The 14206-nt window shown below is 48.6% G+C and carries 15 protein-coding genes; 6 read left to right on the top strand and 9 right to left on the bottom strand.

Annotated features, from left to right (window positions below; genetic code table 11):
• Position 1: 1 nt before the first annotated feature.
• A complete protein-coding gene (locus AC1S5B_RS09750) occupies positions 2-592 on the top strand; it encodes a GNAT family N-acetyltransferase (RefSeq protein WP_482035481.1) in 591 nt (196 codons plus the stop codon).
• 2 nt (positions 593-594) lie between these two features.
• The gene (locus AC1S5B_RS09745) at positions 595-3054 is read left to right on the top strand and encodes a single-stranded-DNA-specific exonuclease RecJ (protein WP_482035480.1); all 2460 of its coding nucleotides are present in this window, start codon (positions 595-597) and stop codon (positions 3052-3054) included.
• A gap of 110 nt (positions 3055-3164) precedes the next feature.
• Here the strand turns inward: AC1S5B_RS09745 and AC1S5B_RS09740 are convergent, their stop codons facing one another.
• Both AC1S5B_RS09740 and AC1S5B_RS09735 read right to left on the bottom strand, forming a co-directional pair.
• Positions 3165-4664: a type IV pilus twitching motility protein PilT gene (locus AC1S5B_RS09740; RefSeq protein ID WP_482035479.1), complete on the bottom strand. Its 1500-nt coding sequence runs from the start codon at positions 4662-4664 to the stop codon at positions 3165-3167.
• A 68-nt stretch (positions 4665-4732) separates the two neighbouring features.
• Positions 4733-5305 (bottom strand): hypothetical protein, encoded by a 573-nt coding sequence (locus AC1S5B_RS09735; RefSeq protein ID WP_482035478.1) that lies wholly within the window; start codon positions 5303-5305, stop codon positions 4733-4735.
• A gap of 123 nt (positions 5306-5428) precedes the next feature.
• On the opposite strand from AC1S5B_RS09735, the gene cobU reads away from it, so the two are divergent.
• Positions 5429-5983 (top strand): bifunctional adenosylcobinamide kinase/adenosylcobinamide-phosphate guanylyltransferase, encoded by a 555-nt coding sequence (gene cobU / locus AC1S5B_RS09730; RefSeq protein WP_482035477.1) that lies wholly within the window; start codon positions 5429-5431, stop codon positions 5981-5983.
• On the opposite strand, the gene AC1S5B_RS09725 is transcribed toward cobU, so the two are convergent.
• The 5 genes from AC1S5B_RS09725 to AC1S5B_RS09705 form a co-directional block, all read right to left on the bottom strand.
• The gene (locus AC1S5B_RS09725; protein WP_482035476.1) at positions 5970-6098 is read right to left on the bottom strand and encodes a hypothetical protein; all 129 of its coding nucleotides are present in this window, start codon (positions 6096-6098) and stop codon (positions 5970-5972) included. The genes cobU and AC1S5B_RS09725 overlap by 14 nt on opposite strands.
• A 232-nt stretch (positions 6099-6330) precedes the next feature.
• Complete coding sequence (locus tag AC1S5B_RS09720; RefSeq protein WP_482035475.1) at positions 6331-7551, bottom strand: MFS transporter; 1221 nt, start codon at positions 7549-7551, stop codon at positions 6331-6333.
• Positions 7552-7577: 26 nt separating this feature from the next.
• The gene (locus tag AC1S5B_RS09715) at positions 7578-8303 is read right to left on the bottom strand and encodes an SDR family oxidoreductase (RefSeq protein WP_482035474.1); all 726 of its coding nucleotides are present in this window, start codon (positions 8301-8303) and stop codon (positions 7578-7580) included.
• A gap of 67 nt (positions 8304-8370) precedes the next feature.
• Complete coding sequence (locus AC1S5B_RS09710; protein ID WP_482035473.1) at positions 8371-8967, bottom strand: Crp/Fnr family transcriptional regulator; 597 nt, start codon at positions 8965-8967, stop codon at positions 8371-8373.
• 222 nt (positions 8968-9189) lie between these two features.
• Entirely contained in the window at positions 9190-9543 is a 354-nt protein-coding gene (locus tag AC1S5B_RS09705) for a MerR family transcriptional regulator (RefSeq protein ID WP_482035472.1), read from the bottom strand.
• 71 nt (positions 9544-9614) lie between these two features.
• Between AC1S5B_RS09705 and AC1S5B_RS09700 the strand changes: the two genes are divergently transcribed.
• Entirely contained in the window at positions 9615-10469 is an 855-nt protein-coding gene (locus AC1S5B_RS09700; protein ID WP_482035471.1) for an SDR family oxidoreductase, read from the top strand.
• 272 nt (positions 10470-10741) lie between these two features.
• Here the strand turns inward: AC1S5B_RS09700 and AC1S5B_RS09695 are convergent, their stop codons facing one another.
• Positions 10742-11701: a ribonuclease Z gene (locus AC1S5B_RS09695; protein WP_482035470.1), complete on the bottom strand. Its 960-nt coding sequence runs from the start codon at positions 11699-11701 to the stop codon at positions 10742-10744.
• A gap of 485 nt (positions 11702-12186) precedes the next feature.
• Between AC1S5B_RS09695 and AC1S5B_RS09690 the strand changes: the two genes are divergently transcribed.
• A complete protein-coding gene (locus AC1S5B_RS09690; protein WP_482035469.1) occupies positions 12187-13374 on the top strand; it encodes a SpoIID/LytB domain-containing protein in 1188 nt (395 codons plus the stop codon).
• A 66-nt stretch (positions 13375-13440) separates the two neighbouring features.
• Positions 13441-13713, top strand: a complete 273-nt coding sequence (locus tag AC1S5B_RS09685) for a hypothetical protein (RefSeq protein ID WP_482035468.1) — start codon at positions 13441-13443, stop codon at positions 13711-13713.
• Between the two features lie 5 nt (positions 13714-13718).
• Here AC1S5B_RS09685 and AC1S5B_RS09680 read toward each other — a convergent pair whose 3' ends face one another.
• On the bottom strand, positions 13719-14141 hold the full coding sequence (locus AC1S5B_RS09680) for a hypothetical protein (protein WP_482035467.1): 423 nt from the start codon (positions 14139-14141) through the stop codon (positions 13719-13721).
• Positions 14142-14206: the final 65 nt, after the last annotated feature.

Genomic DNA, 14206 nt, shown 5'->3' with positions numbered 1-14206 from the left:
CATGACCCATAAAGTTACCAACTCCATGACTGATCAACTGAGAGACGATGAGCCTCTGCCCTGTATGGTGCGAGACATGGACATTGACGACATCGCCTCGGTCTATCACCTAGGCGAAACCCTCTTCACCAGCGATCTTTATCCCTACATCTACCGCACTTGGGATCAATGGGAAGTGATTGGGCTATACAACACCGATCCAGAATATTGCCTCGTTGCCGAAATCGAAGACCAGCTTGCAGGCTTCATTCTAGGCACCATTATCACCAAAGCATCACTTGCCTACGGCTATATTCTCTGGCTCGGCGTAAATTCTGCCTTTCAGCGGCGCGGAATTGCCGATACCTTGATGGATAGGCTCGTCGAGCGGATGATCGATGATGGTGCCCGGTTCATGATGATGGACACTGACCCGGAAAATATTCCCGCCGTCAACTTTTTTACCCGTAAAGGGTTCGGCAATATTCGCAAGCATGTCTTCCTATCCATGGATCTGAGTGAGCATGACTATTACGGTAAGCTGATTGCCTACGAACGCGAAAAAGCAGAACGCAAAGTCTGGAAACGCCCCCATCGTTCCACCAAATCTTAGTGATGCCAGAATCTATTCAATGGCAAGTTCAAACGTCTGCGCCGCCGGATGGGTTTGTGGCACAGGTCAAGCAGATTGTTCAAGGGCGTAGCGAATACTTAGCCCAAGTGCTTTGGCAGCGAGGGATTCAGGATGTTGATCAGCTTGCAGGATATTTGAATCCGGCTGAGTATGTGCCGACGAGTCCATTTGCGTTTGGTGAGGAGATGCGCTGGGCGATCGCCCGACTCCAGCAAGCGCGGCAGTTGCAAGAAACTGTGGCGATTTGGGGTGATTTTGATGCGGATGGTATGACTGCAACAGCGGTGTTATGGGATGGGTTGGGGCAATTTTTTACGCCCCAGAAAACATTGCTCTACTACATTCCCAATCGCCTGACGGAATCTCACGGGCTGTCTCGGCAAGGGCTGGAGTATTTGCACAGCAAAGGCTGTCGCCTGATCGTGACCTGCGATACGGGCAGCACAAATCTGGAAGAAATCGCGATCGCCCGTGAGTTTGGCATGGACGTGATTGTCACCGATCATCACACATTACCGAGCGATCGCCCCCCGGTTGTCGCCATTATCAATCCACGCTACCTAGAAGCTAGTCATCCGTTGGCGAGTTTGTCGGGCGTAGCGGTTGCGTACAAGCTCGTGGAAGCGCTATATGAAACATTACCGGAGGTGCCGCAAAAGCCCTTAGTTGAACTGTTGGATCTGGTGGCGCTCGGGCTGATTGCTGACTTAGTGGAACTGAAGGGCGACTGTCGGTATTTAGCGCAGGTGGGCATCGAACAATTGCAGAAGCAGAGTAATCCGATCACCATGACCCGTCCCGGTGTGGCGAAATTGCTGGAATTTTGTAAGCGCACGGGCGATCGCCCCACGGATATTTCCTTTGGGTTGGGTCCTCGGATCAATGCCGTCAGCCGCATTCAAGGCGATGCTCATTTTTGTGTAGAACTGCTGACCAGCCAAGATGTTCACCTCTGTACCCAACTTGCCGAAGCCACCGAACTCGCCAACGCCCGTCGCAAAGCCTTACAAAAAGAAGTGGTGCAGCAAGTCAGCGATCGGCTTGCCCAACTCGACCTTTCCACCATCCGCGTGATTGTGCTTGCTGATGAGCAATGGCACCTCGGCGTATTGGGACTCGTCGCCGGACAAATTGCCCAAGAGTACGGTAGACCCACGATCTTGCTCAGCACAGAACAAAGGGCGAGTGACGAGTGGCGAGTGGCGAGTGGAAAGCAGGAGGGAAGAGCGAGGGAGCAAAGAGGGCAAGAAGAGCAGCAACTAGAAGAACCGCAATTCGCAATTCGCAATTCGTCAATCCTTGCCCGTGGTTCGGCTCGGTCGGTGAATAACATTGATCTGTATCAACTGGTGCAGGGGCAGGCGCATTTGCTGCATCGGTTTGGTGGACATCCGTTTGCGGCGGGGCTGAGTTTGCCGGTGGAGAATGTGCCGCTGTTTATCGAGGCGATTAATCAGGAGTTGCGGCAGGTGGAGGCAGTGGCAGGTGCGCCTCCTCTCGCCATCGATCTAACCGTGACGGTGGCTGAGTTGGGTAAAGATCTATTTCAAGAGTTAAAACTGCTGGAACCGTGCGGCATGGGCAACCCTAGCCCAAAGCTGCTGATTCAAAACTGCTGGTTTGAAAAGGTGTGGAATAAAAACATCAAAGATCGGCGTGGCGGCAAGGTGAAATACATCAAAGCGGGGTTTGAACTGCGAGATGATTCCACAGATCAGCCGTTTCCGGGCGTGTGGTGGGGACACTACCGGGATGAAATTCCTCCAGGGCGCTGTGATCTGGTAGTTGAGCTAGACAGCAATACCTATGAGCGTCGCTATGAGGTGCGGATTGTGGCAATTCGCCCACGGGAATCTATTCAGACCCAAGATTCCATGCTGGAAGAGGATTGGCTGTTGGATTGGCGGGGATTGGATCAGGCGATCACTACCGCTAATGTGCAACAGCAGATCACCGAAAAAATCCCTTTAGTGCTGCGGCAAGCTCCCACTAGCTGGACGGAACTTCAGGGGTGGTTTCGACGTGCCCAACAGGAACAGCGATCGCTGGCGATCGCCTATACCCTACCCACACCCCAACCGCCCATGGATATCTGGCAAACCCTGGTCGGCATTGCCAAATACCTCAGCCGCACCGGAAAGACTGCAACCCGTCAGCAATTACTAGACAAATTGGAACTGAGCGATCGCGCCTTACACCTTGGCTTCAAAACCTTAACCTTGCTCAATTTTGAAGTTCAACATCACGATCAAGCCTTTGCCATCAGCGGTGATGCGATTCGTGAAACAGTCCATACAGGAATCGTGCCAACCGAAGCCACCCCAGCCCTAACCGAAGCGGTGCAAAACTTCTTCAATGCAGTCAAAGAAGATCAATTTCGCCGTCAATACTTCTCTCAAGTTCCGATCGCCGTGATTCGCGCCTTAGTTTTACAAGGATGAAATGAGGAGTGAAGGGGTGGAGAGGTTAAGGAGTGAAGGAGTGAAGGAGGGGACAAAAGCAACTCCGAACCCCAAACTCTACACTCTGAACACCGAACCCCAAACTTCTTCTACGAAGCCGAACGATTGTTGTAATCGGTTGTCATTAACCCTGAGCGGCTGGAACGACGAACAAAGTTCTTTAACATGTAGGCGAGGTCATCGGGAGCCAGGGATGCCGATAGCGCATCCACTGTATTGATTGTGCCTGCTTCATGCAGGTCATACAATGCCTGGTTAAGGGTTTGGCTACTATCCACCCCTTCTTCCATCAGCAAATTGATATCATCAAAATTGCCTTTGAGCAAATAGTCACGAATGGTTAATGTGTTGACCATAATTTCCAGGGCGGCAGTGCGTCCCCCTTGGGTAGTAGGCACTAGGGATTGGGCAATCACCGCTTTGAGCGCATCCACGATTTGAGTACGAACGGTTTCTTGTTCTTCGGGGCTATAAAAGTTCAGCAGGCGCTTGAAGGCGTTCACGGCTCCTTTGGTGTGCAGGGTGCCCAAAACTAGGTGCCCGGTTAAGGAAGCGCGGATGGCGGTGTCTACAGTTTCGCGATCGCGCATTTCACCAATCAAAATAATGTCTGGATCTTGGCGCAACGCTGCCCGCAGTGCATCTTTAAATTCTTGCGTATGCAGCCCTACTTCTCGCTGGGTAAACAACGCCTGATTTGACGTATGCACATACTCAATCGGATCTTCAATCGTGACAATCTTCCGAGGATGGGAGTCATTCACATGCCGCAGCATTGCAGCCAAGGAGGTCGATTTGCCAGAGTTAACGGCTCCCGTAATCAACACTAAACCCTGCCGTTCTTCGGCTAAATAGCCCAGCACGGCAGGCAAATTCAGCTTTTTCAGAGTCGGCACATTCAATGAAATTAGCCGCAGCACCATGGAGCCACCCATCATCGACTGAGCGCAGTTGACTCGACACCGCACTAACCCGTCATACAAAACGGCGGTATCTAACTCTTGAGAAACTTGAAACTTTTCGCGCTGGGCTGGAGTGAGCAGTTCCTCTAAAAAATCATCAAACTGGGCGATCGTCACCCGCCCATAGGATGCCTGAAGAACCATTTTCCCCTGAATCCGAAATCGGGGTGCCTCGCCGACTTGCAGGTGAATATCTGAAGCCTTTTGCTTGAAGGCATCTTCCACCATGCCGCGTACAGTGCCGTGTTTCAGAACGTCTGCATCGGGTTCATCTAAAGCAATGCTATAGAGCCGAATGGAATCAGTGCCTTGAGCCGTGGGCGCACAGACGATTCGCCCTTGCATAAATCCCTGAATTCGCACATCGCTATCGAGCTTGCGGGTACTAGCATAATGCTGAATTTGTTGGGACGAAAGCACTTCTTGGAGATAGTGCTGAAACAAATCAGCGGTGACTGTAGAAAAATGACCCTGGGGCTGCATTTCGCCGCCGATGCGATAAAACGGCGGGCGACCAATTTGCAGGTAAAGCACAGAAGCCGCGCGATCGCAGGCATCTTGGATAATCTGCCGGATAGAAGCGGGCGCATTAAGCTGAGGATCAGCAGAAACTTGAATGGCAGTCATGGTGTTCGGGGCGTGAGAAGCAGGAACGAGAGAAGGCGATTTTTTAGCAGGTGAAATGGTGTGATCGATCACGGTGCTGCATCAAGTCCTTGTCCATGCAGCTCGATTAAGGCTTCAGTTAATTGAGTCAGACGGATCTCTAACGTGCGTTTACGACTTAAAGTTTGTTGAAAACGTTGATATCGAGCGATCGCCAAACTCACATCGGGCATCTGTTCCACCGGACAATGACGACTCCAAGACTCTCCTGCTTCGCTCTGCCCACAGAGTCGATAGCCCCCGCTATTTTCCTCCGTTTCCAGCCAGCCATCGATCATGGGACCTTCGGCATAGATTGCCTGCATTTGTTGAGTCATGGTTTGTAGAACTGCTTGCCAGCCTCCTACGGTTGTTTGCATTTCTTGCAGCAAGCTGACTGCCAGAGAAACATTGACTGGCAAATTCCAGGCAGGCGCTACTAAGGAAGATGAGGTAAAGGGCAGGGAAACAGTCTCCCCGATCTCGCTATCGTAATGGGCTGAGCGAAATGGCAAAGAGGAATCGGCTTCCGTAGTCCAAGGTTCAACCCTCAGAGATTGTTCTATTGTGTGAATATCCATTTGATCAAGAGCAGCTTCTATTCGTTTCAGATCTGGTTTCATCACAACCTACTCTCCTACTTCCGAAACTAACGGCAACTTTTAAACCACCCGTCTATAGTAAACACTCGAATCAGAGATTTGCAGCTTGGTCATGTACAATTTTCAACACTTTTAAAGAGTTTTATGTCAAGACATCTCGTTTTGGTCACTGGACCGAGCCGTTCGGGCAAGAGTGAATGGGCAGAAAACTTAGCGGCGCAGGTCGGTGATCCGGTGATTTATGTGGCAACCTCTCAACTTGATCCTACCGATTTGGAGTGGCAATCGAGAGTTCAACGTCATCGTGATCGCCGTCCCAAAAACTGGATCATCCAAGCCGTGCCGCGCCACTTGGCTACTGCGATTGACACTGCCCCCCATGCCCATTGCCTATTGGTCGATTCTTTAGGGACTTGGTTAACCAACTGTTTAGAAGAATCTGAGAATGACTGGGAAAAAACAGTGCAAACTCTGCTCGTTAGCCTTCAATCAACTCATAACACAGTCATTTTAGTTGCCGAAGAAACGGGTTGGGGTGTGGTGCCTGCCTATCCCTTAGGGCGCGCCTTTCGCGATCGCTTAGGTCATCTCACCCGCCAAATCGGGGCGATAGCCGATACGGTCTACTTGGTCACTGCTGGCTATGCCTTGAACTTGAGTCAGCTAGGCACCCCGTTAAAAGACATCAGCCCATATTAATATCCAGATGTGATTGGCGTAAGTTCGCGATCGCCCGCCAAATCTTGCCAACCGCTAACACTCCCGACTCTTCAAACTTGCCCCATACTCTCCGCCGTTCCCAAGGCAAACTCATCTAGAACCTAACCTTGTTTTGGGGTCTGACGAGATAACGTTCACAGTCAGCGGCGACTCGTAGCCTGACACTCAACGCCAGGAGCTTTCAGTTGTCCGCTGCACTAGGGTTGTTGTTGTGCCTTACGGATAGTGGTTTGGATTCTCAACCAGTAGCCCCTCGTTAACAGCAGCTAGGTTTAATTCTTTGTCTGCTTCGCTCCAACCAAATTGTTGTGCCATGGCATACACGACTATGCAGATTTCTCGTCATCGCTAACATCGCGTAACTGGGGAATCGCCAGCGTCGTGAAAAATCCACTCAGGAGCAGCAATCCCATTCCTAGCCAATAAGGTGTAGAGGCGTTCATTCTAATGTAAAGGAAACTGACCCACAAGGGAGCCACAATTCCTCCTAATGCCTGTAGTGCTTGAAGCCCACCTTGCACAGAACCTTGAATGTCTCCACCCACAAATCGAGACGTTAAACCTGCGATCGCGGTAACGGCTAAAGGCTGACCCAGTGCAAATAGAAAGACTGCTATGTATAGTAAAGCAGCTATCCCACTGAGAGGAACAAGTGCAAACACCAAGAAGGCTAAACCTGCTAAAAATGATCCAATCATTGCAAGATGAGCTTCCCTAAAACGCCGTAACAACCACCGCAAGAAGATAAGTTGATCTAGGAGATTCACAACTCCAAAAATCGCAAACAAAGGTGCAACTTGAGCAGGTGTCCAACCAAAGAGATCACGACTCAAGATAGGCAAATTGGAAACCAGTGCAAAGGGCATCATCACTAGAACTAGGTAGCTCAATAATAGCCAGCGTAACTGAGAAAATTGAAAGACAGCGAATAGTTGAGCGAATGGATTGAGAGAAGTGACGCTGAACGATGCAGAACTCCGCTTTTCCGGCAGCGTCTCAGACATAGCAACATAGCCCCAAACTAGCGCCAAGCTCAATAGGATGAATACGACATAAAGAGGTGTAACTGAACTTTGCTGTACTAATCGTGCACCCGTAATTGGACCGAAAATAAAACCTAATGCGATCGCTGCATTAACGATGGCAAAAGAACGAGTTCGAGCGGTAGGCTGGGTGATATCCGCAACGGAAGCAAACACTGTACCGGGTACACCATCAAATAAACCGAAGATTGCCAATCCTACAAACATCATCCATAAAGCATGACTGATACTCAACACGAGAAACCCAATGCTCCCACCCATCAAGCAGAGCAGTAAAATGGGTCGTCGCCCGTAGCGATCGCTCAGTGCGCCCAAACCCGGAACCGTCAAAAATTGAGCAGACCATAAAACTGAATAGAGCAATCCTATTTCTAGCGCGCCGCCATCGTATCGCCCAACCAGGATAGGCATGATTGGATTGATCACTCCATAACTAAATTGAATTAGAAAGGCGGCAAATAGCACGAACGATTTGAGGTGTAACCTCTGAAATCTTCGATTCATTAACAATTTCCATTGGTGTTATTTTGTCAGAGTCCACGGCGCATGATACGTTCCGCCAATGATGGCATCAGACGCTGAAGCGCAAACAGGAGTTTGGTTTTACCAATTCTTATCTCAAATCGATCTCGGCTAAAGTTATGCCAGAATTCTTCCACTAATGCCTCTGGCGTAATCTTGCCGCGCCCACGTCCTTGCGTCATGGCAGTATCGACAATTGGCGGAATGATCTCAAAGACACGAACAGAGGTTGCTTCGAGCTGCCATCGGAGGGCTTTCGTAAAACTGTGAAGGGCTGCTTTACTCGCGCAATAAACTGGGGCACTTTGTTTTGGCACAATCCCCAATCCTGATGAGACATTGATAATGGCAGCTTTGGGATGCTTGAGAAGCTGTGGCAGTAATAGTTTTGTTAGATAAAGCGGACTGAGCAAATTGATATTGAGTTCAACTTCAATTTGTTCAACGGCGATCGCTGGGTCAGCAAAGTCATAGTTACATTGAATACCCGCGTTATTGACCAAAATGTTGACATCAGGATAGCGATAGACGAGCTTTTCGAGGGCTGGGCGATCGCGCATATCAGCAAGTTCGACCGTGATCGCGGGTAACTGATGCTTTACTGCTTCAGCTTTTTGGGCATTTGTGCCTGTCACAATTACATCATTTCCTTGATGCAGAAACCGTTGAGCGAGGGCGAAACCAATGCCAGAAGTGCCACCTGTAATCAAAACAGTATTGTGAGTTGTGTTCACCTGCTTCTCCAGTCTTTGAGGATAAAGCCATCCTAGATTGAAGCTTGCGGGCATTCATTAACATAAGTTAATGCAACTTCAACTGGGTGCGAATCCGACTGAGGGTAACAGGGGTGATGCCGAGGTAAGACGCGATATGATGCTGCTTGAGGCGAGTTTCTAAGCCGGGGTATTCGGCTTGAAAATTCAGATAACGAGTTTTTGCATCATCTAAAAGCAACGCACTTTCCCGCTTTTCCTTTTTAATGAATAAATTTTCAGCAATTTTGCAATTAAGAACTTGCCAGCAAGGGTGGCTTTCAGCCAGCGATCGATACGTTGCATAGTCAACCGTCAAAAGCTTTGCATCCTCTAGTGCTTGAATAAAAAGTCGCGAAGGCTGTTCCAATAACAACGCGCTATAAGCTGCAACAAAACCATTTTCAGCACAAAAGGATTTTGTATATTCATTACCCTCGCGATCAACATAGTATAAGCGCAGGATTCCAGATATTACGACCCCGATCGTTTTTGGCACATCCCCTGCTCGAACCAAGAACTCACTTCGCTGCAAACTGCAAGCTTGAAATAAGTTTGCCGCTTTCATTGCTTCATCTTCTGACAAGGTAATCAGCGATCGCAGAATCACACCAAGTTGAGTCCGTTCTTGGGGCAGAATGTTCAAAACGCTATGCCTCTGTTATTTCTGCCGATCATAATTGCAATGCTACACAGAGGTCATCTTGATCTGACAAACCAACCTCAAGCAACGAACGATGAGAGATGGAAGCGGCACAACGACCCCGTTCACCTGCCGCTAGTAAACTTTTGGATTCACCAACCAACCTGGTACGGTCGGTGTGCAACGGGATTGTTAGCCTGCCCTCGCTGCACAACAACACTTTCATTAATGTAAACCAGCCAGTTTTTTAGAAAGATAGCTCTTCATCTCTTTGAGTTCCTTAATCCTTTCCTCAATCTGTTCAAGCTTTTGACCCAAAATGATCTGTTTCTGGTCAACTGTAATTTGGTCACTTTCAAAGTCTTTAATCCATTCCTGAATTTCTGTTAGCGTGAACCCTAAACGCTTGGCTTGCTGAATCAGCATTAACCTTTCTACACTGATCTCTGCATACTCTCGATAGTTGTTGCTTCTTCGTTGGATTAGCTCAGAATCAATCAAGCCCTTCTTCTCATAGAAGCGGATGGTATCAATCGGTAAACCAGATTTCTTTGCCAGCTCGCTGATCAGCATAGTCATCGCTTGACCCTGGAGTATAGTCCATAGTTTACAGTGATTTAGACCTGATTTACAAGTTGAAAGAGGGCAAGATGGAAGCGATTTTAGTCACTGGGGTTTCCTCGGGTATTGGATATGCCACAGCAAAGGAATTTGCAAGTTGTGGCTATCAAGTTTTTGGAAGTGTTCGGAAGGAAGAGGATGCTAGACGACTAAAGGCTGAAATTGGTGCTAACTTTACTCCACTACAATTTGATGTGACCGACTCAAGTGCCTTAAGCAACGTGGCTGAACAGGTCACATCGACAGTTGGGCATAGGGGATTGGCTGGAATCGTCAACAATGCTGGAATCGCGACAAGCGGTCCACTTATTTATCAACCCATCGATGAGATTCGTTGGCAATTTGAGGTGAATGTGATTGCTCCCATTGCAGTGGTACAAGCATTCTTACCCCTGTTGAAAGTTAGACAGTCCTCAACCTCAAAACCTGGGAAAATTGTCAACATTAGCTCTGTTGGGGGAAAGATTGCAGCCCCTTTCATTGGGGCATATGCCGGGAGCAAACACGCGATCGAGGGAATGTCTCACAGTCTGAGGCGAGAACTGCAACTTCACGATATTGATGTCGTTATTATTGCACCTGGAGCAGTGAATACGCCCATTTGGGACAAGGAATCGGCTCAAGATATGAGTCAATATGCTGTAACAGAATATGCAAAGCCCTTACAGGCATTTCAGCGATACATTACTGGTCTTGGCAAGTCAGGATACTCTTCAGAGGAAGTTGGACGATTCATTAGAAAGGTATTTGAGCTTCAAAAGCCAAAAGCTCGTTACGCGATTGTTCCTGATCCAGTCCCCAATTGGATTCTACCTCTGGTACTGCCAGATCGATGGCTAGATAAACTTATTGGTAGAAACCTTGGTCTATTACCAAAACAATAATTTCTCAAACCGTTTTTAGAACCGCCAGAATGCTTCCAAAAAAACGTCCTTACGGATAACTCAGCAGGCTAACTATTATTAGAGAGAAACTTTCCGTATAACGCCCCAAAATGGGTAAATAGGCAGAAAATTTCTGTATAACACCCCTAATCAGGTAGATAGACGGAATCTTTTCGTATAGTATGCCGTTTGGGAGGATAGGCAGAATTTTTCCGCATATCTTCAGATGTGTATGGCTCAGCGATCGCCCCACTCCTATCCGCGTGTTACTTCTAGCTTTTTCCTGCCGACACCAACGTAGGTTCTCGCCGAGGAATGTTGACCGTCAAAAAATCTGCTGCCATTTCTGTGTTTGGAAAAATCGATCGCGCTTCCATCAACAGATCTTTGGGTTCAATCGAATTGCCTGGAGCATACCGGGGGCTGAGGTGAGTGATAATTAATTGCTGTACTTGGGCTGCTAACGCCACCTGTGCCGCCATTGTTGAAGTGGAATGCAATCGCTGATACGCAAGCTCAGCATCTTGATGAGCAAAGGTTGCCTCATGGATCAGCACATCCGCATCTTGCGCCAACGCGATCGCGGATTCACAAAAAACCGTGTCCGTGCAATACACCAGCTTGCGCCCGATCAGAGGCGGACCACAAAAATCTGATCCATCGACTCGCCTGCCATCTGGCAACACAATCTCTTCTCCCCGCTTCAGTTTGCCGTAAAGCGGACCCGATGGAATGCCTAGCGCCGCTGCTTTTTCCACATCAAACGCCCCCGTCCGATCTTTTTCAGTCACTCGATAGCCAAAAGCAGGCACCCGATGCTTGAGTAATTCGCAACTGACCGTATACTCTGCATCTTCATAAACCACGCCAGGACTGACGGTATGCACCTTCACTGGATAAGAAAAATGAGTTTGGGAATAGCGGCGGCAGGCTTTGAGATAGTCCTCTAAATCGGGAGGTCCATAGATATCAACGTGTTCCACATTTCCAGCCAAACCACAGCTTGCCAATAAACCCATCAACCCAAAAATATGATCGCCGTGCATGTGAGTCACAAAGATCCGAGTCAATTGGCTGACTTTTAGCTCACTGCGAAGCACCTGATGCTGGGTGCCTTCGCCACAGTCAAACAGCCATAATTCTGCCCGTTGTGGTAAGCGCAGCCCAACACTTGACACATTGCGGCTGCGTGTCGGCACTCCAGAACTGGTTCCAAGAAAAGTAATCTGCACTGAGCCTCGTTCCTAATTCAATGCCGACCTAAATATATAGTGACATTTTTGCAGGGGTTGGGAGCAAATCAACCTAATTTACGTCTCCGCTATCTAGATGAAACTACGCCATGCCCATTGAGACTATTCCTTAAAAGCTTCAAGAAATTTCACAAAGCATTTGGAGACGCTAAATAAGGTGACTTCAACCCCTATCTTTGAAGTGTCGCTGTACATCTAGCGAATTAGTCCAGCCCTAGTGAGTCCGAAAAGCCAAATCGTCCGGTGAACAAAGAGGCTCCTGTGTAAAGAAATTGAGCTACATTAAGCAACGTTGCCGTAAAGGGTGAGTGAAAAAGCTTGAAGAGAGTTTTGGGCTGAGTTTCATTTAGACCTTTTTACAAAGCAAACTTTGAGTAACAGTTGATTGAGTGTAGCGTGTGGTTTGGGTTTTATCGGTTTAAGCAACACAGGCAGCCAATTCATGGGATAGGAGATTCAGACAGATGCAGCTAACGGGTTTTTCCCAAACTTTTCTATTTTATAAAGACGCGCTGATTCAGTTTGGTAAGCAGTCTTGGTGGTTTTCTGCGGTCTGCTGTGTGGCGATCGCCACTCCTGCCCAAGCCATTGAGATGCGGGTTGGCGTTGAAGAATCAGTCTCTCAAGTGACGGTGGGCAGTTCTACGCGGGCACTGGTGCGAGACAGCGCTGGGCGTGACTTGGGCGAAATTGCGGCGATGAATGCATTTGTCGCTCAACCCAACAATGGCAAAGTTAAGGTAGATCGCTGGCAATCGACCCAAATTTGGATTGAGCCGACAGGAGGGGGGTATGTGTTTATTGGCGATCGCTGGTATCGCGGCAGAACCCGTGTTGTTCCCACGGCTAAGGGTTTAACCGCCATCAACTATGTGGATTTGGAACAATATCTTTACAGCGTTTTGGGCGGAGAAATATTTCCCTCTTGGCCAATGGAAGCGTTGAAAGCTCAAGCAGTGGTTGCTCGATCCTATGCCTTATATCAGCGGCAGAGTACTACAAATAGCCTATATGATGTCGGCACTACGACTAGATGGCAAGTGTATAAAGGCATTTTAGATGAAACGGGTTCTACGCAAGCAGCGGTGAATGCTACAGCCGGACAGGTGCTGATCCATCAAGGAAAAATTATTGAAGCGGTGTTTCACTCGGCATCCGGCGGGCATACCGAAAACGTCGAAAATGTTTGGACACGACCCTTGCCTTACCTCAAAGCAGTTCCAGATTTTGACCAAGGGTCCCCAGAATTTGAATGGGTAAAAACCTTTTCTCGCAGCGAACTGAGTGCCCGGATTACTGGAGTCGGCAATATTATTTCCATGGAGCCGGAGAAAAGCACACCCCATGGACGGGTAAGGACTATGCGGATTGTGGGCGATGGCGGAACTCGCACAATGACAGGAGACGCTTTACGAAATGCCCTAGATCTGAAAAGCACAAAGTTTAAAGTGCTACCAGAGTACAATGATGCATCTGGCAAAGGGAAACAGCAGGCGATCGCCACCTTCAAAGTGAAAGGCGGAGGCTATGGTCATGGGCTGGGAATGAGCCAGTGGGGCGCTCATAATTTGGCACAGCGCGGAGTTGGCTATCAACAAATCGTTCTGCACTATTACAAAAATACAATCCTTGCCAAAATTGACCCCAAGTAAAGGGCTTCAACTTTTAGGGATGCTGTAGCAAAGTTAGGTGAACTGTTTTAGCAGCGAGAGTGTGAGGTGGACGAGCAAGAAGTTCAGTTAGAGGCGATCGTTCAGCAAATTGGGGAAGCCATTTTGGCGACCGTAGAAACGGTTGATCGATTGTCGGAACGGGTGGATTCTTTGGCAAATCAAGTGCAGCAGCAGGGCTACCAGATTTTCGCCCTGAGTGACACGGTGCAAACGCTGGCTGAAGTGCAAGAGGAGTCGTTAAAACGATTGGATCGGTTAACCAATCACTTAGAGCGATTAGTCAATGCGTTTGAGCAACCGGACGAAGGCTCGCCTTAAAGCGATTACCACTGCTTAAACGATCGCCAATAGGGACGACCTTGCCAAAAGATGCCGACCAGTAATCCACCAATCTGAAGTTGCTCGACTCTAAACAAGGCATTGCCAATGGGTAACCAGCCTTTAATTAAAAAGGCGATCACGATGCAAAGCACCAATCCCCAGAGACTACCAGCACGAATACTGGAACGATCGATGCGTTCTAGGGCAATCACAGATAGCGCCCCTAACCCAAAGGCGATCGCGCATTCCGTCAGCAAGCCCAAGGGTGGATTAAACAATAGCTGTAAAGCGACGCTGACCTCTGGAAATTGCAGCCCAAAAGCAATGCCAAACTCCAGCAGTGTCACGAACAAAACCACCACAATGGCGGCTTGAGCGAGCGATCGCCAAGGTAAGCGCTTAAACTGCTCGATTGGATCTCCCATCTATTTCAACCTTTGCCAAAACGGATCAGTTTTATGCGTCACAGTGAGCATTAACCTAAACGCTC

The organism is Leptolyngbya sp. CALU 1928 (assembly GCF_056784215.1).
This window is presented reverse-complemented; position numbering and strand designations above follow the sequence as displayed.

Excerpts from the sequence above, each read along its gene's own strand:
- AC1S5B_RS09750 (WP_482035481.1), top strand. The coding sequence starts at position 2 with ATGACCCATAAAGTTACCAACTCCATGACTGATCAACTGAGAGACGAT.
- AC1S5B_RS09745 (WP_482035480.1), top strand. The coding sequence starts at position 595 with ATGCCAGAATCTATTCAATGGCAAGTTCAAACGTCTGCGCCGCCGGAT.
- AC1S5B_RS09740 (WP_482035479.1), bottom strand. The coding sequence starts at position 4,664 with ATGACTGCCATTCAAGTTTCTGCTGATCCTCAGCTTAATGCGCCCGCT.
- AC1S5B_RS09735 (WP_482035478.1), bottom strand. The coding sequence starts at position 5,305 with ATGAAACCAGATCTGAAACGAATAGAAGCTGCTCTTGATCAAATGGAT.
- cobU (WP_482035477.1), top strand. The coding sequence starts at position 5,429 with ATGTCAAGACATCTCGTTTTGGTCACTGGACCGAGCCGTTCGGGCAAG.
- AC1S5B_RS09725 (WP_482035476.1), bottom strand. The coding sequence starts at position 6,098 with ATGAGTTTGCCTTGGGAACGGCGGAGAGTATGGGGCAAGTTTGAAGAG.
- AC1S5B_RS09720 (WP_482035475.1), bottom strand. The coding sequence starts at position 7,551 with ATGAATCGAAGATTTCAGAGGTTACACCTCAAATCGTTCGTGCTATTT.
- AC1S5B_RS09705 (WP_482035472.1), bottom strand. The coding sequence starts at position 9,543 with ATGACTATGCTGATCAGCGAGCTGGCAAAGAAATCTGGTTTACCGATT.
- AC1S5B_RS09700 (WP_482035471.1), top strand. The coding sequence starts at position 9,615 with ATGGAAGCGATTTTAGTCACTGGGGTTTCCTCGGGTATTGGATATGCC.
- AC1S5B_RS09690 (WP_482035469.1), top strand. The coding sequence starts at position 12,187 with ATGCAGCTAACGGGTTTTTCCCAAACTTTTCTATTTTATAAAGACGCG.
- AC1S5B_RS09680 (WP_482035467.1), bottom strand. The coding sequence starts at position 14,141 with ATGGGAGATCCAATCGAGCAGTTTAAGCGCTTACCTTGGCGATCGCTC.